This window comes from Streptomyces sp. NBC_00669, assembly GCF_036226785.1.
Taxonomy (GTDB): Bacteria; Actinomycetota; Actinomycetes; order Streptomycetales; family Streptomycetaceae; genus Actinacidiphila.
The window spans coordinates 787348-812199 of the sequence record NZ_CP109018.1 but is presented as its reverse complement, the minus strand read 5'-3'; the positions used below and the strand labels follow the sequence as shown (position 1 = coordinate 812199).

Sequence of the window (24852 nt, the reverse complement as noted above, 5' to 3'; positions counted from 1 at the left end):
GGAGCGAGGAGCGAGGAGCGAGGAGCGTGGAACGGGGACGCGGCCCGGGTGCCGGGCGCGAAGCAGCACGCGCCCGGCCCCCGGGAGCCAGCAGGGTGCGGATCATCAGTGGCGGGCGGGCCGGGATTTGGCACCGTATCCGTGGCCTTGGTGGTGGCCGTCCTCCGGGCAGCACGTGACCGTGTTGGTCACCGTCAGGTGCTGGTGGTGCTCGGTGAGCGTCGTGTCGTACGGCAGGGGCAGATGCACGCCGGCTCCGTCGATGTTCGTGACCTCGGAGCGGGCGAGGGTGCAGCCGGGGGCCGTCAGGTGGACGGTCTCGGCCGCGGTGGCCCGGTCACCGATGACGTAGCCGGTGCGCGTGTCGCCCCACGGCTGCGGGGTCGGGCCGGCGCCGTGGGGGCCGGTGAGGGTGAGCTGGGCGCTCAGTCCGTCGGGCTGGGTGCCGTCGGCGTAGAGGTGGCCGTCGACGTTCCACTCCTTGTCGACGGTGAGGTCGGCGGATTCTTCGCCGGTGCCGGCGGGCCGGTTGTAGACGGTGCAGCTGATCGCGGCCTGGCGGGGTGCGTCGACGGTGAAGCCGGGAGCGGCCTCCGTGCCGGTGTTCTCCACGGGCAGGCGCTGCCCGGTGTCGAGGTCGGTGCAGACGGCGTTGCGGCCGTCCTGGGTGACGAGTGCGTAGTCGGGGTGCTGGATCTCGCCGACCGTCAGGTCCGCCGAGGTGTTGACGCCGAATCCGGGGTGGAAGGTGACCGCGCCGGTGCCGTCGGAGGTGGTGGTCTGCGTGTCGGGCAGGCCGGTCATCCCGGACGTGGTCGTGGACGCGTCGAACGTCCAGCCGGGCCCGGCGGGGGTGGCCCCGGTGACGTCCTCGCCCGTGGTGTCCTCGGGCGCGATCTGCTTGACCACGGTGAGGGTGCCGGTGCAGTGGTCCAGTGCCAGTGCGCGCAACTGGTCGGCGGCCTGGCCGTAGTCGGTGGTCTGGAAGTAGTCGGCGGTCGTGGTGTTGCCGCCGTCGAACTCCGTGGGTCCCGAGATGGCCCGCAGGTTCAGCCCCGACACTCCGGCCACGCCGCTGCCCACGCCGAGCGCGATCACCCGGGTGTCCTTGGCCTTGACGGAGTTGGCCGAGAAGATGCCGTTCTCCACGTCGATGAAGTGGGTGTTCGAGCCGTCCCCGTGCAGGCTGCCGAAGCGGGTCGGATTGCCGTCGGTGAGCACCACGGTCGCGTCGTAGTGCTCGGGCGCCTGGGACACCGCGTGCAGCGCGCGGTCCCAGTTGGTGCCCTTGCCCAGCGTCCAGTCCGCGTACAGGCTCTTGAAGGCGGCAGCCCCGGCCGGGGTGGAGACCGAATGCAGCTCCGGGTGGTTGGCCTCGACACTGGTGGCGGGCGACGCCTGGTCGAAGGAGAACAGCGCCAGCCGTGAGGGGGTGCCGGTGAGCGCGTCGGTGAAGGCGTCGGTGGCGGCCTTCAGCGCGGGCAGTTGGCTGCCGACGGACGCGGACAGGTCGAGCACGACCGCCACGTCGAGCCCGCACGACTCCGGCAGCGGCGGGTTGTCCCGCGAGGACTGCCACACGCCGCCCGAGCGGGTCGGCAGCGAGTTGTCGGTGCTGTACATGAACTCGCGGGTGGAGTGGTAGGTCGCGCCGCCCTGGAGCGCCGGGGTCTGGAACTCGTACGGCGAGGCCGTCGATCCCGAGCCGCTGCCGGGGCCCGTACGCAGCACCGGGTTGGTGTACCAGCCGGCGGGGGCGGAGAGCTGGCGGACGGTCAGGACGCGTCCGTTGTTCGCCTCACCGGCGCCGGTCAGGGGCACCGTGAAGGTGCAGTCGCCGTCGGCGTCGGAGGTGCACCGCGCCCAGGAGGCGTCGATCGGGTCCGTGGCGTCGGCGTCCGCGTAGAGGGCGAGCCGGACCCCGGCCAGCGGATCGACCGCGTCGGTCGCGGCGTCCCGGTTGCCGCCGGTGCGCACCGCCACCACGGACTCGTCGGGGTCGGGGGTGGGCACGGTGCGGGGCAGGGCGGCTCGGCCGCCCGTGGCCGCCGGTGCCGCCACGGCGCCGGCCGCGCCCGCGGCGGCGGGAGCGGTGGCCAGCGCGAGAAGGAGCGCCGCGGCTGCGGCGAGATGGGCTCTGTACGTCATCGTGCACCTTTCACCAGCAGACGGTGATGCCGGTTTGGCATGATTGCTGATGTTTTGCACTCTAGTCACTCGGTGTGACATCCCGTCAGATCCTCGCGAGGTGACGCGCTCCGGTCGCGCGGAAGTCGATGCGTGTGGATGGCGGCGCACCCATGGACGGCAGGCACCGGTCCTCGTGCCTGGCGCTCGCCCTTCGCGCGCCGGCGAGTCGGGCGGGTCCCGTTACGAGGGGGCGCCGGGTTCGGCGGGGGCGGGGTCGCTCGCGCTGCCGCCGGTCCGATGGGCGGTGCCCAGCGCACGGGCGGTGGCCGTGGTCGCGGCGAGGGCGAGGGTCGCCAGGCCGGAGGCGGCGAGGACCGTGCGGGGTCCGAGCGCGGCGGTGAGGGGGCCGCCCAGCGCGGTGCCGACCGGGGCGGCGGTGAGGAGGGCGGCGCCGCGGGCGGCCAGCACCGTGGTGAGGAGGGCGGCGGGGGTGCGGTCCTGGAAGAGGGTGAAGGATAGCGCGGTGAAGGGCCCGTAGATCACGCCGCCGAGGGAGAAGCAGGCGAGCGTGACGGCGGCGGGCGCGCCCAGGCCGAAGGGCACGAGGGTCAGGCCCCAGCCGGCGACGATGCCGAGGGTGACCGGCCAGAGCGGGAGCCTGCGCAGGGTGCCCGCGCACAGGGCGCCGAGGACCGCGCCCGCGCCGAAGAGTGTCCAGTACAGGCCGAGCAGGCGCGCGCCGGCGTGCAGGTCGCCGGTGACGTGCAGCGGGAGGGCCACCTCGACCGGGCCGTAGAGGAAGTTGAAGAACCAGGTCAGGGCGAGGATGCCGAGGAGTTCCGGCTGCCCGCGCAGCAGCCGCCGGCCGGCCGCCGCCTGGCCGGTGTCGACGGGCGCGGGCGCGCTGTCGGTGGCGTCGTCGGCCGTGCCCTCCGCCGTGTCCTGCCCGGCGGTCCGCTTCCGGGAACCGAGCCGGCCGGCCCGTACCGCCAGCACGGCGAACGACGCGGCGTCCAGGCCGATGATCCACGCCGGGGAGACGGCGGCCGCCAGGAACCCGGCGAGCGCGGGCCCCACGATCACCGCCGCCGAACCGCTGGAGCTGACCAGTGCGTTCGCCGCGAGCCGCTGCCCCGCCGGTAGCACCCGGGCGAGCAGCGCGTACTTGCCCGCGCCTCCCCACGCGTGCAGCACCGAGGAGCCGGCCAGCAGCGCGACGTAGCCGGCCGGACGCAGCTCGCCCAGCGCCCACGCGAGCGGGACGCAGCCCAGCAGCACCGCACGCAGCCAGCTGTCCGCGGCCAGCAGCCGCCAGGCGGGCAGCCGGCGCAGCCACCGGCCCAGGAGCAGCGCCCCGGCGGCCCCCGGCAGCGCGTACGCCGCCACCGCGGCGCCCACCAGCAGCCCGGCCCGGCCGGGAGGAGCGATCGCGAGCGCGGTCCAGGCCACCGCGACCATGCTCATCCCGTCGCCGAGGTCGCAGGCCGCCAGTGCGGGCAGCAGCCGCCGGAAGTCGCGGTGCGCGAAGAGCGGGCGGTAGGCCGGTGGCAGCAGCCGCGAGGGCGAGGGGAAGGCGGTCACCGGGACAGGCTGGCCCCTCAAGCGGGCTTGAGGTCAAGCGGCGGCGGGGGCGCGGTGCGCGGGTGGCGGGAGGGGGCTGTGCGGGTGGCGGAGGTGCGGTGTGCGGGTGGCGGGAGGGGGCTGTGCGGGTGGCGGGGGCGCGGTGTGCGGGTGGCGGAGGTGCGGTGTGCGGGCGGCGGAACGGGGCTGCGCGGGCGGTGGGAGGGCGGCCGGAGCCATCCGGGGGTTGTCGAACGAGCGATTCCGATATATCGTAGAACTGTCGCGAACGATCAACGATGGAAGGAGCGACATCATGCGTTCCCAAGGACCACATGCACATGGACACGGACACGGAGACTGCGGACCCGGACATCACGGGTGGGGCGAGCGAGAGGGGTCGCGGGCGGCGTTCGGCGCGTTCGGGCCGCCCTTCGGCGGCGGACCGTTCGGCCCCGGCGGCCGAGGCCGCGGGCGCGGCGGACCGCGCGGACGGGCGCGGCGCGGCGATGTACGCGCGTCGATCCTGGCGCTGCTCACCGACCGCCCGATGCACGGCTACGAGATGATCCAGGAGATCGCCGAGCGCAGCGGCGGCGCGTGGCGGCCGAGCCCCGGCTCGGTCTACCCGACGCTGCAACTGCTGGAGGACGAGGGCCTGATCGGCAGCGCGAGCGAGGGCGGCAAGAAGCTGTTCACGCTCACGGACGCCGGCCGGGCCGAGGCCGAGGCGGGTCCCGACGCGCCCTGGGAGGACGCCGAACGCGGCGTCGACTGGGACGCGCTCAACGAGATCAGGAAGGCCGGCGGGGGCCTGATCGAGGCGTTCCGCCAGGTCTGGGCGACGGGCACACCGGAGCAGCGCGACAAGGCGCTGACCGTGGTGAACGACGCGCGGAAGAAGCTGTACCTGATCCTCGCCGACGAGGACACCGAGAAGTAGATCCCGCGGCGGAGCGTCGAACCCGGCGCCCGCGCACGGTCGCACGGTCGCACGGTCCGCCACCAGGCATCGCCCGGTGGCGGACCGTGCGTGCGAGGAACACCGGCCGCTCCGGCCGCCCGCGGACAGCGGTGACCGGGGCGGCCGGTGGCATGCCGGGCGGACGCCGCCCGCCGCGCCCGAGCCACGCTCCCGGCCCCCAGTTGCGCTTCTGTCCCCGAGTTACGCTCCCGCGTCCGGCCTGCGCTCCCGCGTCCGGCCTGCGCTCCCGCGTCCCGCCTCCGCTCCCGCCCCCGGCCTCCGCTCCCGCGTCCGGGCTACGCGCGGCTCGAACCGCGGATCAGCAGCCGGGTCGGCACGATGTACGAGTGGACGAGGTCCTTGGGCCGGCCGGGGTCGGCGTCCAGCAGGCTGCGCAGGGCCGCGACCGCGGCCTCACCCAGGGCACGCTGGTCCTGCGCGACCGTGGACAGCGCCGGCCGGACCAGCGAGGCGGCGTCGATGTCGTCGAAGCCGACCACCGCCAGGTCCCGCGGCACCGACAGCCCCGCGTCCGCCGCCGCGTGCATCGCGCCGATCGCCATCTGGTCGCCGGCCGCGAAGATCGCGGTCGGCGGCTCGGGGAGGGCGAGCAGACCGCGGGCCGCCGTCTCGCCGCTGGCCAGGAAGAAGTCCCCCTCGACGACGTACTCGTCGGGCACCGGCAGGCCGAGCCGCTCGCACGCCCGCCGGTAGCCGGTCAGCCGCTCGGCCGCCGGCGGCAGGTGCAGCGGGCCGGTGACGGTGGCGATCCTGCGGTGCCCCAGCTCGTACAGGTGCTGGACGGCGGCCGCCGCGCCCGCCGCGTTGTCGGAGCTGACCCGGACCGTACGCGGCCCGGTGAACGCGGTGTCGATGCCCGCGCAGGGCACCGTGGAGGCGGCCAGCGCGCGCAGGCAGCGGTCGTCCGGGGGAGTGGTCAGCACGATGACACCCTCCAGGTTGTGCCGCTGCACCGCCTGGAGGTACGCCCCGTCGGGCTCCTCGGCGCCCGCGGTGGTGAGCAGCATCAGGTGGTAGTCCGCCTCGGACAGGGCGGTGCGTACGGCGCTGAGCAGGCCGAGCAGGAAGGGGTTGTGCAGGCCCTGCGCCTCCTGCCCGCTGTCCCAGATCAGCCCGATCGTGTCCGAGCGGCGCCGTACCAGGGTGCGGGCCGGCTCGTTGGGCGCGTACCCCAGTTCCAGGGCCAGTTGGCGTATCCGCGCACGGGTGGCCTCGCTGACCTCGGCCCGGTCGTTGAGCGCCCGCGAGACGGTGGCGGTCGACACACCGCTGCGGCGGGCGAGTTCACGGATGTTCACGAGGTACCCGTTCTGCGCGAGTTGGACAGGGGCGGTCCGTCGGACGGATTGTCTGTGCGTGCGCTGTGCGTGGTCGTGCTGACGTGCGGGAAAGCGCTCCCGCCAGGGTGGGGCACAACAATGCCCTGCGTACAGTCTTGACGATCTGTGAGCGTGGGGGACAGACTTCCGGCCGATCGGAATCGTTTACGGCACCAACGGTCCCGCGACGCCGGGGCCGCCCCCCAACAGGAACGGGACTCCTGCGATGCCAACGAACGCACGAAGACTGAGTCTCAGAGGGCTGCTGACCCTCGCCACCGCGGCCGCCTGCGTGGCGGCGGTCGCCTCGGCGCCGGCCCAGGCCGGAGACAACCCGACCTACACCAACCCCAACGCGCCGATCGACGTGCGCGTCAACGACCTGCTGCACCGGATGACGCTGGACGAGAAGATCGGCCAGATGGACCAGATCTCGGTGGTCAACATGCAGGGCGACTGCCAGTGGAGCGGCGGCGACTTCACCGAATCCTGCCTGCACGACGTGCTGGTGAAGAACGCGGCCGGCTCGGTGCTCTCCGGCGGCGGCGCCGGCCCGTCGGTCAACACCCCGGAGAACTGGGCGAAGATGGTCAACACCGTCCAGCAGTACGCGGTGAAGAACTCCCGGCTGCACATCCCGATCATCTACGGCGTGGACGCCGTGCACGGCCACAACAACGTGCTGGGCGCGACGATCTTCCCCCAGGAGATCGGCATGGGCTCCACCTGGGACCCGTCGCTGGTCAAGGCGGCCGGGGCGAGCACCGCCCGCGCGGTGGCCGCCACCGGCATCGACTGGAACTTCGCGCCGGTCACCGACATCGCCCGCGACCAGCGCTGGGGCCGCTACTACGAGACGTACGGCGAGGACCCGCTGCTGTCCGGCACGCTCGCCGCCGCCGCGGTCCAGGGCATCCAGAACGCGGGAGGCGCGAAGGACGTCGCCGCCACCGTCAAGCACTTCGCCGGCTACGGCGAGCCAGGCAACGGCCACGACCGCGTCCCCGGCGACGTGTCGATGCGCTACCTCCAGGACACCCTGCTGCCCTCCTACCAGCAGGCCATCGACGCCGGTGCGCAGTCCGTGATGGTCAACTCCGGTGCCATCAACGGCATCCCGGCCACCGCGTCGCATTACCTGCTCACCGACGTGCTGCGCAAGCAGTGGGGCTTCAAGGGCGTCGTGGTCAGCGACTGGGCCGACGTGCGCGCGCTCCAGACCTCCTACCACCTCACCGCGGACTACCCGGCCGCGATCGCCAAGGCCGTCAACGCCGGTCTGGACATGGCGATGGAACCGTACGACGCGCAGGGCTGGAGCGACGGCCTGAAGACCGCGGTCCAGCGCCATCTGGTCTCCGTCGCCCGGATCGACCAGTCGGTCAAGCGCATCCTGACGCTGAAGTTCCGGCTGGGCCTGTTCGAGCACCCGTACGTGGACGCGTCGAAGGCCGACTCCCGGGTGATCGGCGCCGACACCGGCCTCGCCCGGCAGGCCGCCGACGAGTCCCAGGTGCTGCTGCGCAACGACGGCGGCGTGCTGCCGATCTCCTCGAAGGCGAAGAAGATCGTGGTGGCCGGCTCCTACGCCGACGACATCAACGACCAGGTGGGCGGCTGGACGGTCGGCTGGCAGGGTGTGCCCGACGGCGTCACCCTGCCCGGCACCACCGTGCTGCAGGGCATCGAGAAGGCCGCGCCGTCCGGTACCCAGGTCGTGCAGGCCAAGACCGCCGACGACGCCGTCACCCAGGCGAAGGACGCCGACCTGACCGTGGTGGTGGTCGGTGAGAAAGCGGCGGCCGAAGGCAGCGCGGACAGCCCGCGGCCCGAACTCACCGCCGATCAGCAGGCGTTGGTGAAGTCGCTGAAGGCCACCGGGAAGCCCGTGGTCACCGTGGTGCTCGCCGGGCGGCCGCTGGTGCTCGGCGACGCCGACGGCACCCAGGGGCTGCTGATGTCGTGGCTGCCCGGCACCGAGGGCGGAAACGCCGTCGCCGACGTGCTGTTCGGGAAGACCGACCCCAGCGGGCGGCTCAACGCCTCCTGGCCGAAGGACATCGGGAACGAACCGATGTACTACCAGCAGCTCCCCGGCACCAACGCCGGTCCGGAGTCCTCCTACGACGCCGCCTACCCCTTCGGCGCCGGACTGTCCTACACCACCTACACGTTCGACTCGGTCAAGGCCGCGTCCGCCACCGCGCGCACCAAGGACACCGTGAAACTCGCGGTCCACGTCTCCAACACCGGCAGCCGCGCGGGCGATCTGGTGGTGCCGGTCTACGTCGCGCAGCCGTCCAGCGACGTGCTCTCCCCGTCCCGCAAGCTGGTCGCGTTCACCAAGGTGCACCTGGACGCGGGCCAGTCCCGTACGGTCTCGCTCAGCGTCCCGCCGAGCGAACTGGCCGTCACCCCGGGCGACATCGACGGCGCGGGTCCGCGGCAGGTTGCGCCCGGGACGTACGTCTTCACCGCGGGCACGCAGACGGCGACGGTCACGCTGAGGTGAGCGGCGTGCGGTGATCGGCGTGCGCTGATCGGCGTGCCGTGGTCGGTGTACGCGGCAGCGGGCTCCGGTGATCGGCACTCGTTGCGCCGGGCCGTGGGCGGGGCAACCCGTCCGCGGCCCGGCGCTGGTGTGTGATGGACGCTGTCGGGTGCACGCGACAGCGGAAAGGGCGCGGTATGGAGGGGCGGATGGAGAGCGGTGGCGGCGGCAACGACTCCGGCTCGGGCTCCGTACCCGGGCGGCGCGCGGACGAGGCGCTGCTCGCCCGTACCCGGGCCGCGCCCGTGCTCGCCGGGCCGCTGCCGCACCTCGACCCGGCGGCCGTGCCCGACGCCCCCGGGCCGCTGTTCGCGCAGTGGCTGGACGCGGCGCTGACCGGCGCGGTGCCCGAACCGCACGTCATGACGCTCAGCACGGCAGCGGCCGACGGCACGCCCAGCGCCCGCGTGCTGATCCTGCGCGGCATCGACACCGCCGACTGCGCCTACGACTTCGCGTCCGACTCCCGCAGTCGCAAGAGCCGCGACCTGGCCGCCAACCCGCGTGCCGCGCTGACCTGGTACTGGCCCGCGCAGGGCCGGCAGATCCGGATGGCGGGACCGGTCGGCGTGCTCGGCCCCGATGCCACCGCCCGCGACTTCCTCGGCCGCGGCGAGCACGCGCGCGCGGCCGCGTTCGCCGGTCCGGTGAGCGCGCCGCTGTCCGGGCCGGAGCAGTACGACGAAGCGCTGCGGGCCGCCCGCGAGCTGGTCGCCGCCGAGCCCGGCCGGGTGCCCGCCACGCACACGGTGTACCGGCTGCGGGCGGCCGAGGCGGAGTTCTGGCAGGCCGACCCGGCGCGTTTCCACGTACGGGTGCGGTACGAACGCCGGGCGGCGGGGGAGGGCTGGGCGCGGACGCTGCTGTGGCCGTGACCGCGCGCGAGCCGACGCCGGGACCGCCGTTCCGCGGGGCGTCACCGCCCCGACCAGCGGGTTCCGGATGATCGGCTTCCGGATCGGGGCGGGCGGACGGGGCTCGGCAGCGGCGGCGTTCGAGGTGACGCTGCTGTCGGGGACTGCCATCATGTCCTGATGCGGTCAACTCAGGTGCGGAGCGGCGGGGTCGGGCTCGCACTGCTGTCCGCCGTGGCCTTCGGCGGTTCCGGGGTGGCGGCGAAGCCCCTCATCGAGGCCGGGTTCGAACCGTTGCACGTGGTGTGGATGCGGGTGGCGGGCGCCGCGCTGGTGCTGCTGCCCGTCGCGGTGCGGCACCGCCGACTTCCGCTCCAGCGGCCCGGGTTGGTGATCGGCTTCGGGCTGCTCGGCATCGTCGGCGTCCAGGCGCTGTACTACCTGGCGATCGCCCGCATACCGGTCGGCGTGGCCATCCTCGTGGAGTACCTCGGCCCGGCGCTGCTGCTCGGCTGGGTGCGGTTCGTGCAGCGGCGGAAGGTGCGGCGCGCCGCGGTGGTCGGCGTGGTCCTCGCGGTCGGCGGCATGTGCTTCGTGGTGGGGATCTGGTCCGGGTTCGCCTTCGCGCCGGTCGGCCTGCTCTGCTCCTTCGGCGCGGCCTGCTGCCAGGTCGCGTACTTCGTCCTGGCCGACCACGGCGCGCAGGATGGCGCGGCCGCGTCGCCGGGGTCCCCGGACCGCGAGCGCGCGGGCGACGGGCTCGCGGACGGGCTCGGCGACGGGTTCGTGGACGGGCTTGGAGACGGTTCCGACGGCGGGGGAGCCCCGGACCCGGTCGCGGTGATCGCGCACGCGCTGCTGTTCGGCACCGCGTCCCTCACCCTGGTCGCGCGCCCGTGGGACATCGCCTGGACGTCGCTCGCCCACCAGGTGCCGCTCGGCGACGCGGACGTTCCCGGAATCCTGCTGGTGGGCTGGATCGTGCTCGTCTGCACGGTCGTGTCGTACCTGACCGGCGTGATGGCCGTGCGGCGGCTCAGCCCGCAGATCGCCGCGGTCGTCTCCTGCGTCGAGGCCGTCGTCGGCGCGGTGCTGGCCTGGTTCCTGCTCGGCGAACACCTGGGCACCCCGCAGCTGTTCGGCGGCGCGCTCGTGCTGGCCGGTGCGTTCGTGGCGCAGACGGCCCTGCCCGCGGCAGCGGGGGAGCCCGCCCCGGCCGCGTCCCCGACGGCTCCGGAACCCTGCGTCGAGCCGGACCTGGCGCCCCGGCGGTAGCGCGCCGCGACCTGGGGCGGTGCGGTCAGGGCGGTCAGCGCGGGCGGGCAGAGGCGCGACGCGCGGCCGGTCCCGGCCTGCGGTGGGGGCTAGGGTGGGGACATGCACCTGACTGTTCTTCCGCCTCCCGCCGCCTGACGCGGGCGGCGCGGACCCGGTAACGGCTCGTCGAGGCGCCGGCAGGCGCCGTACGGCCATGTGTGCTGCCCGCAGACGGTGACGTTCGTTTCTCAACTCACCTTTTCGCGGGAGACTTCCCTTGTCACGTTCGCAGGTTTCGGCTGCCCGGATCACGTCCGGGCAGGGACTGCTGTATGTGGTGTTCGCGGCGACCGCGTGGGGCACGGCGGGCGCCGTCGCCGCGGTCCTCTACCGCGGGAGCGGCCTCGGCCCGCTCGCGCTGACGTTCTGGCGGGCCGCGGGCGGCTTCGTCCTGCTGCTGGCGGCCCGCAGGCTGCGCCCGGGTGCGGGTGCGGGTGCGGGTGCTGGTGCTGGTGCCGGTGCCGGTGCCGGTGCCGGTACGGGTACGGCCGTACGGCCCGTCCTCGCCGCGGTGCCGGCGGCGCCCCGGTGGGGCCGGTTCGTCCGGATCGCCGTGACCGGCGCGGGGCTCACCCTCTTCCAGGTCGCGTACTTCTGCGCGGTGCGCTCGACCGGGCTCGCCGTCGCCACGGTGGTCACGCTGGGCTCGGGCCCGGTGCTGATCGCGCTCGTCGCCCGGGTGGCGATGGGCGAACGCATCGGCCGGGGCGGCGCGGTCGCGGTGGCCGGGGCGCTCGCCGGGCTCGCCGTGCTGGTGCTCGGCGGCGGTGGCACGCAGGTGCGGCCGGCCGGGGTGGTCCTGGCGGTGCTGTCGGCGGCCGGGTACGCCGGGATCACGCTGCTGACCCGGTGGCACGGCAGCCGCGGGGCGGCAGGCGACCCGCTGACCACCTCGCTGTGGTCGTTCGGGATCTGCGCGGTCGTGCTGCTGCCGGCCGCCTGGTCGGAGGGGCTGCTGCCGCACGCCGAACACCTGGGCCGCACGCTCGCGTTGCTCGGCTATCTCGCCTCCGTGCCGACCGCGTTCGCCTACGCGCTGTACTTCGCGGGGGCGGCCGTGCTGCGCGCGGCGACGGTCTCGGTGGTGGCGCTGATCGAGCCGGTCTCGGCGGCCGCCCTCGCGGTCACCCTGCTCGGCGAGCGGCTGACCGCCGCCACCCTGGCCGGGACGCTGGTGCTGCTGGCGGCGGTCGGGGTACTGGCCTGGGAGGAGGCGCGGCAGCAGCCCGCGGGTTCCGGTCCGGCGGGTCCGGCGGGTCCGGCGGGCCCGGCCGTGTCGTCCGTGTCGTCGGGGCCGTCAGTCGGCTGACAGCCGGCGCAGCTGGTGGGCTCGCGCGGCCGCGTCGCCGGGAGCGGCGCGGTCGGCGAGCAGGCCGGTGACACGGCGCCGTACCTCCTCGGGCTTGTTGCCGCCGTACTTGAACTTGGCCCGCACCCGCGTGACGTCGATCCGCACCCCGCGGATGCCGGCGAGCATCCGGCCGAACGGCTCCTGGCCGGGCGCGACCCGGGCGGTGCCGCCGTCGGGCTGGAAGTGGGCGACCTGGCGCCGGAGCAGGTCGGCCTTGACCTGCGGGTCGTCCAGGATGTGGGCGGTGCCGAGGAGTTGGACGGCGGCGTAGAAGCTGGTCGGGGTGCCGTACTCGGAAGGGTCGCCGGGCGCGGCGTGCCAGGGGCCGGGGACGAAGGTGTAGTCGTCCACGACGCTGAGGGTGACCTGGGGCGCCGCCTCCAGCGCGGGCCACAGCGGGTTGGGCCGGGCCAGGTGCAGCAGCACCTCGCCGTGCGCACCGGGCGCCGGGTCGTACACGAAGTGGGCGGGCTGGACGAAGGGCGGCTCGCCGTCGAGGCCGTTCACCGCGAGCTGGCCGAAGTCGTGGGCGGCCAGCCACTGCTGCCACTCGGCGTCGTCGGTGGCCGCGTCCCAGGGGTGGATCAGCATGCGGCGGGGTCCTTCCGGTCGGCGCCGCGCGGGCCGGCGGGCGCGAGGTAGCCGGGCAGGGGCACGGACGGCGCCTGGTAGCCGGCCGGCACGGGCGCGGCGTAGGCGGGTGCGACCGGGACCACGCCGGCCCAGTACGGCAGGTCGAGGTCCTCCGGCTCGTCGTTGGGCCCGCCGGTGCGCATCTTCGCCGACACCTCGCGCAGGTCGAGCCGGATCACGGCGGTGGCGGCCAGTTCCTTCGCGTTGGCCCGGCGGGAGTCGTCGGCCCGGCCGGGCACGGCCTGCTCCACGATCGCGTCCAGCGCCAGGGCCCGCTCCTGCGGGTCGGTCACCTGGTGGGCGGTGCCGTGCACCACCACGGAGCGGTAGTTGATCGAGTGGTGGAACGCCGACTTCGCCAGCACCAGCCCGTCGACGTGCGTCACCGTCACGCACACCGCGAGCCCCGGGTCGCTGCGCGCGCCCCGCAGCGGCCGAGAACCCGTCGACCCGTGCACGTACAGCCGCTCGCCGCTGCGCGCGTACAGCGTCGGCAGCACCACCGGTGCGCCGTCGCGGACGAAGCCGAGGTGGCAGAGGTAGCCCTCGTCGAGGATGGCGTGCACGACCGCGCGGTCGTACGAGGCGCGGTCCGCGGAACGGGTCGGGACGGTGCGGTCGGTGGTGGGGTACGGCGGCGGTGCGGGCGCTGCCGGCTGTGCGGGTTGTTGCGGTGGCGGTGGTGCGTCGGGGGAGGCCGGTGTGGCGGTCATGGCGCGATCCTTTGAACTAGTGCATAATATTGTTTGTGCTAGGAGAGTACTCAATCAGCGGGCGTGGCGCATCGACAATCGCCGCCGACATCGAACGCGCGGTCGGCGCGGGCGCGTTGCGGCCGGGCACTGTCCTGCCGCCGCTGCGCGAACTCGCCCGCGACCTCGATGTGAACCCCAACACGGTGGCCGCCGCCTACCGGTTGCTGCGCGACCGCGGGGTGATCGAGACGGCGGGCCGCCGCGGCAGCCGGGTGCGGGCCCGCCCGGCCGTCGCACCCCGCGAGGCGATCCGGATCGACGTGCCGTCCGGCACCCGCGACCTGTCCACCGGCAACCCCGACCTGGCGCTGCTCCCGCCGCTGGCCGACGCTTTGGCCGAGGCCGCTGCCCACCACGCCATCGCCCCCGGGCTGTACGGCGGCACCGTCATCGACGCCGACCTCGCCGAACTGGCCCGGGCCGCCCTGGACGCCGACGGGGTGCCCGCCGGCCCGATCGGCCTCACCTCCGGATCGCTCGACGCCATCGAACGGGTCCTCGCCGCCCATCTGCGCCCCGGCGACGCGGTCGCCGTCGAGGACCCCGGGTGGGGCAGCGTGCTCGACCTGGTGCCGGCGATGGGACTGCGCGCGGTGCCGGTCGCCGTCGACGACGAGGGGCCGGTCACCGCGGAGGTGGCCCGCGCGCTGGCCGCCGGCGTACGCGCCCTGCTGGTCACCGACCGGGGCCAGAACCCGACCGGCGCGGCCCTGTCCGCGGCCCGCGCGGCGGAACTGCGCGCCCTGCTCGCCACCCACCCGCACGTCCTGGTGATCGACGACGACCACCTGCACGGTCTCGTGGACCTTCCCCTGCACTGCCTGTCCGGCGCCACCGACCACTGGGCGCTGGTCCGCTCCACCGCCAAGGCGTACGGCCCGGATCTGCGGCTGGCGGTGTTCACCGGCGACGAGGTCACCGTCGCCCGGGTGCGCGGCAGGCACCGGCTCGGCGTGGGCTGGGTCAGCCACCTGCTGCAACGGGCGGTGGTGCACCTCTGGCAGCACCACGCCGTGGACCCCGAGCGCACCGCCCGCTCCTACGCGGTGCGGCGCGAGGCCCTGCTCGGGGCGCTCGACGAGCGCGGGGTCGCCGCCCATGGCCGCTGCGGCCTGAACGCCTGGGTGCCGGTCGCCGACGAGACCGGCGCGGTCGCCGGGCTGCTCCAGCACGGCTGGGCCGTCGCGCCCGGCGCCCGCTTCCGGGTCAACTCCCCGCCCGGTGTGCGCATCACCGTCTCCCCGCTCGGCCTCGCCGACATCGACCCGCTCGCCGACTCCGTCGCCGCGGTGCTCCGCTCCACGGGTGCGAGCCGCTTCGGCTGAGCCCGCTGCCGGTGCCCGCCCAGGCCGCCGCGCGCCGGCCGAGGGGCACGGCAACCCCCGGGCGGTCGGGCCGCTTCCGAGCCGCGGCCCTCAGCGGGCGACGGCCGGTGTCCTCAGCGCGCGGCTGCCGGTGCCAGCAGGTCCGTCGGGTCGGTGTTCGCCCCGCACAGCACCACCGCGATCTTCTCGCCCGGCGCCGGACGGTAGCCGCGCGAGGGGTCGTCGGTGGGGAGGAGCGCGGCCAGCGCGGCGGCGGCGGCGTGCTCGACCACGATCCGGCGCTCGTCCCACAGCGACCGGCGGGCGGCGATGATCTGCTCGTCGCCGACCAGCACCGACCGGGCGTTGTCCTGCCGCACCGCGGCCAGCGCCCCCTGCCAGGCGCGACGCGCCCCCAGCGCGTCCGCGGCGACGGAGTCCACGCTTGCGTCGACCAGCTCTCCCGCCTCCAACGCGGCGTTGAGCGAACGGCAGTTCTCCGGCTCGACGGCGACCGCCCGCACCCCGTGCTGCCGCGCGGACGCCGCCACGCCGGCGAACAGCCCGCCGCCGCCCACCGAGACCACCACAGTGTCCAGGTCCGGTATCAGCGCGTGGATCTCCTCCATCAAGGTGCCCGCGCCGGCGCTGACATACGGGTCGGCGTACGCGTGCGCGGCCAGCGCCCCGGACTCCGCGGCGAACTGCTCGCACGCCTCCAGGGCCTCTGCGTACTGCGTGCCGGCCAGGCGCACCTGCGCGCCGTACTCCCTCAGCCGGGCGACCTTCAGCGCCGGGGCGTTCTGCGGCAGGAACACGGTGGCGGTCAGCCCCTGGCGGCGGGCCGCCCACGCGCACGCCAGCCCGGCGTTGCCACCACTGGCGATGCAGACGCCGGCCGCGGGCAGGGTGCCCGCGTCGCGGTGCGCGGCGATGAAGTTCTGCGCGCCGCGCGCCTTGAAGGAGCCGGTGTACTGCATGTATTCGAGGGCGAACCAGACCTGCGGGTCCTGCGGTCCGCCCGTCGGCGGGACGACGGTGACGGGTCGGACCTGGCCGGCCACCCGGTCGGTGGCGGCCTTGACGTCTCCGTAGCTGATCTCGTGCACGTGGCGCTCCGTAGCGATAGGGGGAGGCAGCGCGGGCACCGGTCGCGGCCCGCCGCGCCGCACCGACACGCTACGCCCGGGCGCCCTTCGGCCGCCGCTGGGTGAGTGCCGCGCCCACCAGGATCACCGCGGCGCCCACCGGTTCGTTCCAGCTCAGCGACTCGCCGAGGAGCAGCACCCCGGCGGCGGTGGCGACGATCGGTATCAGGTACGTGACCATCGACCCGATGGTCGGACCCTTCTCCGCCACCAGTCCGTACTGGACCAGGAACGCCATGCCCGTGCCCAACGCGCCCAGCGCCAGCACCGACAGCACCGACTTCGCCGGATACGACGACGGCATCGAGGTGAAGAACGGCGTGACGAGCAGGAGTTGCAGGGTGCCCAGCGACAACTGGCTCGCGGACATCGCCAGGTTGGAGCTGCCGCTGCCGCTCAGGGTGCGCCGGACATAGGCCCAGCCCACCGCGTAGCTGATCGCCGCGGCCAGCGCCATCAACGTGCCCTTGGGGTCCTGGCCCGCGAAGCCCTGCCAGGCGCCGAGCACGGTCAGCACACCGGCGAAGCCGAGGCCGACCCCGGCGAACCGCTGCCGCGACGGCCGGTCCTCCGACAGCGCGACCAGCGAGACCAGCATCGAGAACAGCGGGGTGGCCGCGTTGCATATCCCCGCGAGCATCGACGGGATGGTCTGCTCGGCGGTGGCGAACAGCGTGAACGGCAGTGAGTTCAGCAGGAAGGCGGCGACGAACAGATGCAGCCAGGTCCGGCGGCCGCGCGGCAGCCGCTCTCGCTTCACCGCGACCGCGGTGGCCAGGACCGCGGTGCCGAAGACCATCCGGCCGAGGGTGACCTGGAGCGGTGCGAACGCTTCGTTGCCCACCTTCATGAACAGGAAGCTGAAGCCCCACACCAGGCCCAGCGCGGCGAAGCGGACCCGCCAGTCCAGCAGCCGCCGCAGCCCCTGCGACGGTGACCCGGAGGCGGGCACCGGGACGTCCGCGACGGACACCTGGACGGGTGGCTCGACAGGCGACTCGACGGGCGGCTCAACGGCCGTGCCGCGGACGGCGGAAGTCTTCATGAGTCCACGATGACGGCTGCGACGTCGTAGAACAAGCGAGAATTTCTGCACAGACGACGTAGAATCACTTACATGTTGTCACTCGAACGGCTCCGCATCCTGCACGCCATCGACACGTACGGCTCGGTGAGCGCCGCCGCCGAGGTGCTGAACGTGACGACCTCCGCGGTGTCGCAGCAGATGGCGAAGCTGGAGCGGGAGACCGGCCAGCCGCTCCTCGGCAAGAACGGCCGGGGGGTGCGGCTCACCGACGCCGGACGCCTGCTGTCCGGGCACGCCGAGCGGATACTGTCCCTGGTCGAGCTCGCCCACTCCGACCTGGAGGCGCACCGAGGCGTCGCGGTCGGAGAACTGCGCGCCGGGGCGTTCCCGACCGCGGTGCGCGGACTGTTCCCCGCCGCGCTCGCCGACCTGCGCGCCGCGTACCCGCAACTGCGCACCGTCGTCCACGAGTTGGAACCGCAGGAGTCGCTGGCCCGGCTCGGCCGCGGCGACGTCGACCTCGCGGTCGTGCTCGACTGGTACAACAAGCCGCTGTCGCTGCCCGGCGGGCTCGCCAAGGCCCCGCTCTTCGACGACATCGTGGATGCCGCGCTGCCGCTGGGGCACCGGCTGGAGGGCCGCACCGAGATCGAGCTGGACGAACTCGCCGACGACGACTGGATCGCCTGGCCGGACGGCGGCTTCTGCCACGAGTGGCTGCTGTTCACGCTGCGCGGCAAGGGTATCGAGCCGCGCGTCGCCCACCACGCCGAGGAGCACGCCACCGTGCTGGCGCTGGTCGCGGCCGGGCTCGGCGTCGCGGTGATGCCCCGGCTGGGCCGGGACCCCATGCCGCCGGGCGTGCGCATCATGCCCGTCCGCCACACCATGCAGCGCCATGTCTACGCGGTCTGGCGCGAGGACGCCGACCGCCGCCCGGCGATCCGCGCCGCCGTCGACGCCCTGCGCGCGTCCGCGAACGCCTACCGGCCGCCCGCCTCCTGACCGCGGCGAACCACCCGGCGGGCGGGGGAGAAGCGGCGCGAAGGGCGCGGAGGCGAGGCGGAACGGAAGGAGCACAAGGGCCGGAAGGGGCCGGTCCGGGTTCGGGGCCCGCCCCGAGAACCCGGACCGGCGTGCGGGGATCAGGCGAGCGTGACCTCGTCGCCCGACACGGTGACGTTCTTCGCGGGGAGCGCCGTCGTGGCCGGGCCCTTGGCCACGGAGCCGTCGGCGACATGGAAGGCGCTGCCGTGGCACGGGCAGATGATCTGGCCGTCGGACACCTTGGCGACCGTGCAGCCCTGGTGCGTGCACACCGCCGAGAAGGCCTTGAACTGCCCGCTGCTCGGCTGGGTGACCACGACCTTCTGGGCGGCGAAGATCTTCCCGCCGCCGACCGGGATCTCCGAGGTCTTGGCGAGCGGGCTGCCGCCTCCCCCGCCCCCGGCGGCCGGGGAGCCGGAGTCGGCGCCACCGGACGGCGCCGGCGAGGCGGACGAGCTGCCGGCGGCGTCGTCGGAGGAGTGCGAGGAGGAGCCGGAACCGCAGGCGGTCAGAACGGCGGCGAGGCCCACGCCACCGGCCGCCGCGACAACGCCGCGGCGGGTCGGTGACTCGGGGATTCCGGAGCTTTCTGCCATGGGGTTGCATCCTGTTCGTGGATCGGACCGGACGGCGGGGCCCTCGCCGGCCGGCAGCGTGCTGTCACGCGTACCCGTTCATACGGACGGTCGCGGCGCGGTGTTCAACGCGTCGCGGAGGAATCTCAACTGGTGTCGCAGCAGCCCCTCCACCATCACCGGATCGCTCGGTCCGTGCGTCGCGTGCGACAGCGGCAGCACCTGGTGGTAGCGGCCCGCGGCCAGCAGCGCCGCCGACAGCCGCAGCGTGTGCGCGGCCACCACGTTGTCGTCGGCGAGGCCGTGCACCAGCAGCAGCGGCCGCTCCAGCGCTTCCGCCGACCCGATCGGCGAGGAGCGGTCGTACGCCTCCGGGTCCTCGTCGGGGTGGCCGAGGAACCGCTCGCGCCAGTGCGTGTCGTACAGCCGCTGGTCGCTGGGGCCCGCGCCGCTGATCGCCGCGTGGAAGACGTCCGGGCGGCGCAGTACCGCCATGGCCGCCAGGGTGCCGCCGAAGCTCCAGCCGCGGATCGCCACCCGGCCCAGGTCGAGGTCGGGGCAGTGCGCGGCGGCCGCGTGCAGCGCGGTCACCTGGTCCTCGACGGGCGCGCTCATGGTGTCCTTGTGGACGGTCTTCTCCCACCGCGGGCCGCGCCCCGGGGTGCCGCGCCCGTCGGCCACCACCACCGCGAAGCCCTCCTCCGCGAACCACTGCGCCTCGGCCAGCGGCCAGGTCGCCGCCCGCATCACCAGCTGGAGCGCCGGCCCTCCGTAGGGCGCGAGCAGCACCGGCAGCGGGCCCGAGCCCGGACGGTGCCAGGACGGCAGCAGCAGCGCGGTGCGGATGTCGTGCTCGCCGGCCCGCAGCCAGGTCACCCGCGGGGTCACCACCGGCGTGGCTCCCAGGGACGGCACCCGCAGCTCGCCGCCGGGCCGCAGCAGCCGGATGTCGCGGCCTTCTTCGGTCAGCGACGACAGCAGCAGCGTGTCCCCGGCCCGCTGCCCGGTGTGCACCCCGGGGCCCTCGCTGAGCGGCGCCGCGCCGCCGTCCGGGTGGTAGGTCCACAACTGCTCCTCGGTCGGCTCCCCGGACGCCGCGAACAGCACCGACTCGCCGTCCACGGAGAGCACTTCGCGGATCTGCACGCCCTCCGGGGTGACCGGTTCGCCGCCGACGGTCAGGTGGCGGGTCCCGCCCATGTCCGCGGTGTGCACCAGGGCGCCGGACGCGGTGCGTGCGGGCGTGCCGGGCACCAACTCCACCCACGCCGGGTCGCGTTGCTCGTGCAGCAGCCGGGTCGCCCCCGTCGCCGGATCGGCCGCCAGCACCCGTACGGTCCGCTGGTCGCGGCTCTGCACGCTCAGCAGCGGGCCGTGCGCGTCCCAGCCGACGGTCGCCAGGTATTCGTAGCCGGCCCGGTCCCAGTCGACCTCCGTACGGTCGCCGGTGCCGTCCGCGGCCAGGAGGTGCAGCGACACGTCGGCGTTCGCGGTGCCGGCCGCCGGGTAGGCCATCTCGCGCGGGTGGTGCTCCGGGTCCACCTGGTCGGCGATCCACCAGCGTGCCACCGGTGCGTTGTCCACCCGCGCGACCAGCAGCCGGCTGCCGTCGGGGGACCACCAGTAGCCGCGGTGCCGGTGCATCGACTCGGCCGCCACGTGCTCGGCCAGCCCGTACGTCACCTCGCCGCTCTCCGGCTCGGCGAGCGCCAGGTCCGCGCCGCCCGCCAGGTCCAGGACGTGCAGCGCGCCGTCGGTGACGTAGGCGACCCGGCGGCCGGTCGGGTCGGGCCGCGGGTCCACCACGGGACCCGCGGTGGCGAGCGGGCGCGGCGGCCGGACACCGGCCGGATCGGCGGTCCACAGCGCGCCGTCGAGCGCGAACACGATGAGGCGTACGGCCGCGTCGGTCGCGTAGCCGACGATCCCGGTGGCGCGCTCGCGGGCCCGCTCGCGCCGGATCAGCTCGGCCTGCGGCACCTCGGCGGCCGGTTCCGCCAGCGCGGCCGGGTCGGCGAGCAGGTGCTCGCCGTCGGCGTCCAGCCGCCACAGGCGGCCGACGCGGTCCTCGGGGCCGCGGGTGCGCACGTACAGCACCGACGAGCCGTCGGGCGAGAGGGTGAAGCTCCGGGGGACGCCCAGGGAGAAGCGCTGGGTACGGGCGAACTGGCCTGGGAAGTCGCGATGATCGGTGATCTTGTCCATAAGGGCAGTCTGCTCCCCGTTAACCTGGGGGGATGTTGAGAGAAGTGACCGGCATCCGCTACGTCACGCCGCTGCGTGAAGGCGGTTCCGTGCCGGGCGTGGTCGAGGCGGACGACCTCGGTACCTACGTCGTGAAGTTCAGCGGCGCGGCCCAGGGGCGCAAGGCGCTGGTCGCCGAGGTGATCGCGGGCGAACTCGGCCGTCGACTGGGCCTGCGGGTGCCCGAGTTGGTGCGGTTCGACTTCGATCCGGTGATCGGACTCGGGGAGCCCGACGAGGAGATCCAGGACCTGCTCAAAGCGAGCGGCGGTCTCAACCTCGGAATGGATTTCCTGCCCGGCTCGCTCGGCTTCGATCCTCTGGTGTTCACCATGGAGCCCGAAGAGGCCAGCCGCATCGTCTGGTTCGACGCGCTCATCGCCAACGTCGACCGATCGTGGCGTAATCCTAACATGCTGGTCTGGCACCGGGACGTGTGGCTGATCGACCACGGTGCCTCGCTCATCTGGCACCACAACTGGAAGTCGGCGCCCGCCGCGTCCGCCAAGCCGTACGACGCCACCGACCACGCGCTGTCCCGCTTCTCGCCCGAACCCGCGGCCGTCGCACCCGAGTTGGCCGCCCAGGTGACGGAGTCGCTGCTCACCGAGGTGACCGGCCTGGTGCCCGACGAGTGGCTGCTCGACGAGCCCGGCTTCGACTCTCCCGACGACGTGCGCGCCGCCTACCGCGAACTGCTGGGCGCCCGCGCCGTCGACGTCCACGAACGCATCACCACCGGTCGCGTCCAGGCGAAGCAACCGCCGCCGGAGTGGCTGCGCACCTGGGTCGAGGGGAAGAACGCGGAATGAGCGGGCGGGACGTCTTCGAGTACGCACTGGTGCGGGTGATGCCGCGGATCGAGCGCGGCGAGCTGATCAACGCCGGGGTGCTGGTGTACTGCCGCGCGCAGTCCTATGTCGGGGCCCGGGTGCACCTGGATGTCGCGCGACTGCGCTGCCTCGACCCCGAGGTCGATGTGGACGGCGTGGCCGCCGCTCTGCGTGGCTACCAGGGGATCTGCGAAGGGGGCGATTCCGCCGGGCAGGCGGCCGGGGACGACCCCGGGCGCCGCTTCCGCTGGCTCACGGCTCCGCGCAGCACGATCGTCCAGCCCGGGCCGATCCACACCGGGCTCACGCCCGACGCCCGCAAGGAGGCCGACCGCCTCCTCGACCTCCTGGTGCGGTGACCCTCCTTTCGCGGAAGGAGCCGCACATGTCCAGGGGGCGGGGAACCGCGTGACAAGCCACCCACTCGCAGGTGGTCCCTGAACCCGACGGGACGGGGCACCCCGGGGGGTCCTGTTGACACCACCATGCGGCGCTCCTACGGTTCGGGGCGGGACCTACTAAGCGGTCGCTCATGTCGGGGCGGGCGCGTCATCGGGCCGAGGTTGAGGAGACGAAGATGTCCACCACCGAGCAGCGCGTCGCGATCGTGACGGGCGGCGCCCGCGGTATCGGAGCAGCGACCGCGGTCCGGCTGGCCGCCGAGGGCCGCGCCGTCGCCGTGATCGACCTGGACGAGGGCGCCTGCAAGGAGACCGTGGAGTCGATCACGGGCGCGGGCGGCCGGGCGCTCGCGGTCGGGGCGGACGTCTCGGACGAGGCCCAGGTCGAAGCGGCCGTCGCCCGGGTGGCCGAAGAACTCGGCGCGCCCACGATCCTGGTGAACAACGCCGGCGTGCTCCGCGACAACCTGCTCTTCAAGATGTCCGCGGCGGACTGGGACACCGTGCTCAACGTCCACCTGCGCGGCGCCTTCCTGATGACCCGCGCGGTGCAGAAGCACATGGTGGACGCCAAGTTCGGCCGCGTGGTGAACCTCTCCTCGTCCTCGGCGCTGGGCAACCGCGGCCAGGTCAACTACTCCGCCGCCAAGGCGGGCATGCAGGGCTTCACCAAGACCCTCGCGATCGAACTCGGCAAGTTCGGCGTCACCGCGAACGCGGTCGCCCCCGGCTTCATCGTCACCGACATGACCGCCGCGACCGCTGCCCGGGTCGGCATGGGCTTCGAGGAGTTCCAGGCGGCGGCCGCCACCCAGATCCCGGTCCAGCGGGTCGGCCGGCCCGAGGACGTCGCGGGCGCCATCGCCTTCTTCACCGGCGACGCGGCCGGCTTCGTCTCCGGCCAGGTGCTGTACATCGCCGGCGGACCCCTCGACTGACCCGCGCACCCCACCAGTAGCGAAGGCGTACCAGCACATGACTCAGCTCCCCCCGGAGAGCGGCCGCGCCGCGATCGTCACCGGCGCCAGCCGCGGCATCGGGTATGGGATAGCCCAGGCACTCGTCGCCCGCGGCGACCGCGTCTGCATCACCGGCCGCAACGAGGACGCGCTCAAGGCGGCCGTCGAGAGCCTGGGCGGCGGCGACCGGGTGATCGGCGTGGCCGGCAAGGCGCACGACGAGGCGCACCAGGAGGCCGCCGTCGGCCGCGCGATGGACGCGTTCGGCCGGCTCGACCACCTCGTCAACAACGCCGGCACCAACCCGGTCTTCGGCCTGCTCACCGACCTCGACCTCGGGGTCGCCCGCAAGGTCTACGAGACCAACGTGCTGTCCGCGCTCGGCTTCGCCCAGCAGACCTGGCGGGCCTGGCAGCAGGAGAACGGCGGCTCGATCGTCAACATCACCTCCATCGCCGGCCTCGCCCCGTCCCCGTTCATCGCCGCCTACGGCATGAGCAAGGCGGCCATGGTCAACCTCACCGTGCAGCTCGCCGCGGAGATGGCCCCCAAGGTGCGGGTCAACTCGATCGCCCCCGCGGTGGTGAAGACGAAGTTCGCCGCGGCGCTGTACGAGGGCCGCGAGGAGGAGACGGCCGCCGGGTACCCCCTTCAGCGGCTCGGCGTGCCCGAGGACATCGGCGGCGCGGCGGCGTTCCTGCTGTCGGACCAGGCCGGGTGGATCACCGGGCAGAACCTGGTGATCGACGGCGGCCTCTTCCTCAAGGCCGGCAGCTGACCGGTCGAGGCGCTTGCCTTCGTCCGTACTCCAAGGTGCACAGTCCTCGGAGGCGGTCTCCTCAGGGGCCCGCCTCCGAGGACCTTCCACCTGTACGGAGTGACGCACCCATGCGCTACCGCACCCTTGCCGGCGGCCGCGGACCCCAGGTCAGCAACCTGTGCCTGGGCATCCTGCCGTTCGGCTCCACCGTCGACGAGCAGACCTCCTTCGCGGTGCTCGACCGCTTCGCCGAGGCCGGCGGCACCTTCGTCGACACCTCCAACAACTACTCGGTCTGGGCGCCCGGCGGCACCGGTGACGAGAGCGAGCTGCTGCTCGGCCGCTGGCTGCGCGCCCGCGGCGCCCGCGACCGTACCGTGGTGGCCACCAAGGTCGGCGCGCGCCCGCCGGAGGGCAGCACGCAGGTGTGGCCCGACGCGTGGGAAGGGCTCTCGGCGAAGGTGGTCCGGGCCGGGATCGAGGGCAGCCTGCGCCGCCTGGGCACCGACCACGTGGACCTGTACTACGCCCACATCGAGGACCGCGCGGTCCCGGTCGCGGAGACCGTGGAGACCTTCGCCGAGGTCGTCCGCAGCGGCGCCACCCGGCTGATCGGCGCGAGCAACCACGCCGCCTGGCGCGTCGCCGAGGCACGGCAGTACGCGGCCGCGCACGACCTGCCCGGCTACACCTGCGTCGAGCAGCGGCACACCTACCTGTGGCCGGTGCCCGGCGGCGAGTGGGGCGCCCAGTGGTACGCCCGCGACGACATGCAGGACTTCGTCGCGGCCCACGACGACCTGACGCTCATGGCGTACGGCCCGCTGGTGCACGGCGCCTACACCCGCGCGGACAAGCCGCTGCTCGCGCCGTACGACCACCCGATGTCGCAGCGGCGGCTGGCGGTGCTGCGCGAGGTGGCCCGCGAGGCCGGCGCCACCCCCAACCAGGTGGTGCTGGCCTGGCAGATGGGCGGCCTGCTGTCGATCGTGCCGGTGGTCGGGGTGAGCAGCGTCGCCCAACTCGACGAGGCGCTGGGCGCGGTGGACCTCGACCTCGATCCGGAGCTGAGGGCCCGGCTGGACGCGGCCTGACAGCG

At 74.1% G+C, this 24852-nt stretch carries 21 protein-coding genes; 12 read left to right on the top strand and 9 right to left on the bottom strand.

The window, feature by feature from the left end; all coding sequences use genetic code 11:
• Window positions 1-105: 105 nt before the first annotated feature.
• Both OG896_RS03295 and OG896_RS03290 read right to left on the bottom strand, forming a co-directional pair.
• Window positions 106-2148: a vWA domain-containing protein gene (locus tag OG896_RS03295; protein WP_329362215.1), complete on the bottom strand. Its 2043-nt coding sequence runs from the start codon at window positions 2146-2148 to the stop codon at window positions 106-108.
• A gap of 222 nt (window positions 2149-2370) precedes the next feature.
• On the bottom strand, window positions 2371-3711 hold the full coding sequence (locus OG896_RS03290; RefSeq protein ID WP_329362213.1) for an MFS transporter: 1341 nt from the start codon (window positions 3709-3711) through the stop codon (window positions 2371-2373).
• A 295-nt stretch (window positions 3712-4006) separates the two neighbouring features.
• On the opposite strand from OG896_RS03290, the gene OG896_RS03285 reads away from it, so the two are divergent.
• Window positions 4007-4633, top strand: coding sequence for a PadR family transcriptional regulator (locus OG896_RS03285; protein ID WP_329362211.1), 627 nt, complete (start codon window positions 4007-4009; stop codon window positions 4631-4633).
• 317 nt (window positions 4634-4950) lie between these two features.
• Here the strand turns inward: OG896_RS03285 and OG896_RS03280 are convergent, their stop codons facing one another.
• Window positions 4951-5973, bottom strand: coding sequence for a LacI family DNA-binding transcriptional regulator (locus OG896_RS03280; protein ID WP_329362209.1), 1023 nt, complete (start codon window positions 5971-5973; stop codon window positions 4951-4953).
• Between the two features lie 247 nt (window positions 5974-6220).
• Between OG896_RS03280 and OG896_RS03275 the strand changes: the two genes are divergently transcribed.
• From OG896_RS03275 to OG896_RS03260, 4 genes are all read left to right on the top strand, one after another.
• Window positions 6221-8506 (top strand): glycoside hydrolase family 3 N-terminal domain-containing protein, encoded by a 2286-nt coding sequence (locus OG896_RS03275; protein ID WP_329362208.1) that lies wholly within the window; start codon window positions 6221-6223, stop codon window positions 8504-8506.
• 188 nt (window positions 8507-8694) lie between these two features.
• The gene (locus OG896_RS03270) at window positions 8695-9420 is read left to right on the top strand and encodes a pyridoxine/pyridoxamine 5'-phosphate oxidase (protein ID WP_329362207.1); all 726 of its coding nucleotides are present in this window, start codon (window positions 8695-8697) and stop codon (window positions 9418-9420) included.
• 159 nt (window positions 9421-9579) lie between these two features.
• Window positions 9580-10674 carry an EamA family transporter gene (locus OG896_RS03265; RefSeq protein WP_329362206.1) on the top strand — a complete coding sequence of 365 codons (1095 nt, stop codon included), beginning with the start codon at window positions 9580-9582 and terminating at the stop codon, window positions 10672-10674.
• Window positions 10675-10933: 259 nt separating this feature from the next.
• On the top strand, window positions 10934-12025 hold the full coding sequence (locus OG896_RS03260; protein ID WP_329362204.1) for a DMT family transporter: 1092 nt from the start codon (window positions 10934-10936) through the stop codon (window positions 12023-12025).
• On the opposite strand, the gene OG896_RS03255 is transcribed toward OG896_RS03260, so the two are convergent.
• Both OG896_RS03255 and OG896_RS03250 read right to left on the bottom strand, forming a co-directional pair.
• Window positions 12014-12658, bottom strand: a complete 645-nt coding sequence (locus OG896_RS03255; RefSeq protein ID WP_329362202.1) for an FMN-binding negative transcriptional regulator — start codon at window positions 12656-12658, stop codon at window positions 12014-12016. The two genes, OG896_RS03260 and OG896_RS03255, sit on opposite strands and share 12 nt — an antisense overlap.
• Window positions 12652-13413, bottom strand: coding sequence for a pyridoxamine 5'-phosphate oxidase family protein (locus tag OG896_RS03250; RefSeq protein WP_329362200.1), 762 nt, complete (start codon window positions 13411-13413; stop codon window positions 12652-12654). Before OG896_RS03250 ends, OG896_RS03255 begins: the two co-directional genes overlap by 7 nt.
• 35 nt (window positions 13414-13448) lie before the next feature.
• Here OG896_RS03250 and OG896_RS03245 point away from each other — a divergent pair, with 35 nt between their 5' ends.
• Window positions 13449-14780, top strand: coding sequence for an aminotransferase class I/II-fold pyridoxal phosphate-dependent enzyme (locus OG896_RS03245; RefSeq protein ID WP_329362198.1), 1332 nt, complete (start codon window positions 13449-13451; stop codon window positions 14778-14780).
• Window positions 14781-14893: 113 nt separating this feature from the next.
• Here the strand turns inward: OG896_RS03245 and OG896_RS03240 are convergent, their stop codons facing one another.
• A complete protein-coding gene (locus OG896_RS03240; RefSeq protein ID WP_329362196.1) occupies window positions 14894-15868 on the bottom strand; it encodes a serine/threonine dehydratase in 975 nt (324 codons plus the stop codon).
• Window positions 15869-15938: 70 nt separating this feature from the next.
• Window positions 15939-16952 carry a DMT family transporter gene (locus OG896_RS03235; RefSeq protein ID WP_329362194.1) on the bottom strand — a complete coding sequence of 338 codons (1014 nt, stop codon included), beginning with the start codon at window positions 16950-16952 and terminating at the stop codon, window positions 15939-15941.
• Window positions 16953-17024: 72 nt separating this feature from the next.
• Here OG896_RS03235 and OG896_RS03230 point away from each other — a divergent pair, with 72 nt between their 5' ends.
• On the top strand, window positions 17025-17939 hold the full coding sequence (locus OG896_RS03230) for a LysR family transcriptional regulator (protein ID WP_329362192.1): 915 nt from the start codon (window positions 17025-17027) through the stop codon (window positions 17937-17939).
• 140 nt (window positions 17940-18079) lie between these two features.
• Here OG896_RS03230 and OG896_RS03225 read toward each other — a convergent pair whose 3' ends face one another.
• Entirely contained in the window at window positions 18080-18577 is a 498-nt protein-coding gene (locus tag OG896_RS03225) for a Rieske (2Fe-2S) protein (RefSeq protein WP_329362190.1), read from the bottom strand.
• Between the two features lie 78 nt (window positions 18578-18655).
• Window positions 18656-20761: a S9 family peptidase gene (locus OG896_RS03220; protein ID WP_329362188.1), complete on the bottom strand. Its 2106-nt coding sequence runs from the start codon at window positions 20759-20761 to the stop codon at window positions 18656-18658.
• 32 nt (window positions 20762-20793) lie between these two features.
• Between OG896_RS03220 and OG896_RS03215 the strand changes: the two genes are divergently transcribed.
• The 5 genes from OG896_RS03215 to OG896_RS03195 all read left to right on the top strand — a co-directional run bounded on the left by OG896_RS03215 (window position 20794) and on the right by OG896_RS03195 (window position 24847).
• Window positions 20794-21612, top strand: a complete 819-nt coding sequence (locus OG896_RS03215; protein WP_329362187.1) for a HipA family kinase — start codon at window positions 20794-20796, stop codon at window positions 21610-21612.
• Window positions 21609-21992, top strand: a complete 384-nt coding sequence (locus tag OG896_RS03210; protein ID WP_328472549.1) for a DUF3037 domain-containing protein — start codon at window positions 21609-21611, stop codon at window positions 21990-21992. Before OG896_RS03215 ends, OG896_RS03210 begins: the two co-directional genes overlap by 4 nt.
• 218 nt (window positions 21993-22210) lie before the next feature.
• Entirely contained in the window at window positions 22211-22972 is a 762-nt protein-coding gene (gene fabG, locus OG896_RS03205) for a 3-oxoacyl-ACP reductase FabG (RefSeq protein ID WP_328472551.1), read from the top strand.
• A gap of 37 nt (window positions 22973-23009) precedes the next feature.
• The gene (locus OG896_RS03200; protein ID WP_329362183.1) at window positions 23010-23771 is read left to right on the top strand and encodes an SDR family oxidoreductase; all 762 of its coding nucleotides are present in this window, start codon (window positions 23010-23012) and stop codon (window positions 23769-23771) included.
• Between the two features lie 110 nt (window positions 23772-23881).
• Entirely contained in the window at window positions 23882-24847 is a 966-nt protein-coding gene (locus OG896_RS03195; RefSeq protein WP_329362181.1) for an aldo/keto reductase, read from the top strand.
• Window positions 24848-24852 lie beyond the last annotated feature (5 nt).

Bases quoted from the DNA above. Each gene is read 5' to 3' on its own strand.
- OG896_RS03295 (WP_329362215.1), bottom strand. From the start codon at position 2,148: ATGACGTACAGAGCCCATCTCGCCGCAGCCGCGGCGCTCCTTCTCGCG.
- OG896_RS03285 (WP_329362211.1), top strand. From the start codon at position 4,007: ATGCGTTCCCAAGGACCACATGCACATGGACACGGACACGGAGACTGC.
- OG896_RS03275 (WP_329362208.1), top strand. From the start codon at position 6,221: ATGCCAACGAACGCACGAAGACTGAGTCTCAGAGGGCTGCTGACCCTC.
- OG896_RS03270 (WP_329362207.1), top strand. From the start codon at position 8,695: ATGGAGAGCGGTGGCGGCGGCAACGACTCCGGCTCGGGCTCCGTACCC.
- OG896_RS03265 (WP_329362206.1), top strand. From the start codon at position 9,580: ATGCGGTCAACTCAGGTGCGGAGCGGCGGGGTCGGGCTCGCACTGCTG.
- OG896_RS03255 (WP_329362202.1), bottom strand. From the start codon at position 12,658: ATGCTGATCCACCCCTGGGACGCGGCCACCGACGACGCCGAGTGGCAG.
- OG896_RS03250 (WP_329362200.1), bottom strand. From the start codon at position 13,413: ATGACCGCCACACCGGCCTCCCCCGACGCACCACCGCCACCGCAACAA.
- OG896_RS03235 (WP_329362194.1), bottom strand. From the start codon at position 16,952: ATGAAGACTTCCGCCGTCCGCGGCACGGCCGTTGAGCCGCCCGTCGAG.
- OG896_RS03230 (WP_329362192.1), top strand. From the start codon at position 17,025: ATGTTGTCACTCGAACGGCTCCGCATCCTGCACGCCATCGACACGTAC.
- OG896_RS03225 (WP_329362190.1), bottom strand. From the start codon at position 18,577: ATGGCAGAAAGCTCCGGAATCCCCGAGTCACCGACCCGCCGCGGCGTT.
- OG896_RS03220 (WP_329362188.1), bottom strand. From the start codon at position 20,761: ATGGACAAGATCACCGATCATCGCGACTTCCCAGGCCAGTTCGCCCGT.
- OG896_RS03215 (WP_329362187.1), top strand. From the start codon at position 20,794: ATGTTGAGAGAAGTGACCGGCATCCGCTACGTCACGCCGCTGCGTGAA.
- OG896_RS03210 (WP_328472549.1), top strand. From the start codon at position 21,609: ATGAGCGGGCGGGACGTCTTCGAGTACGCACTGGTGCGGGTGATGCCG.
- fabG (WP_328472551.1), top strand. From the start codon at position 22,211: ATGTCCACCACCGAGCAGCGCGTCGCGATCGTGACGGGCGGCGCCCGC.
- OG896_RS03200 (WP_329362183.1), top strand. From the start codon at position 23,010: ATGACTCAGCTCCCCCCGGAGAGCGGCCGCGCCGCGATCGTCACCGGC.
- OG896_RS03195 (WP_329362181.1), top strand. From the start codon at position 23,882: ATGCGCTACCGCACCCTTGCCGGCGGCCGCGGACCCCAGGTCAGCAAC.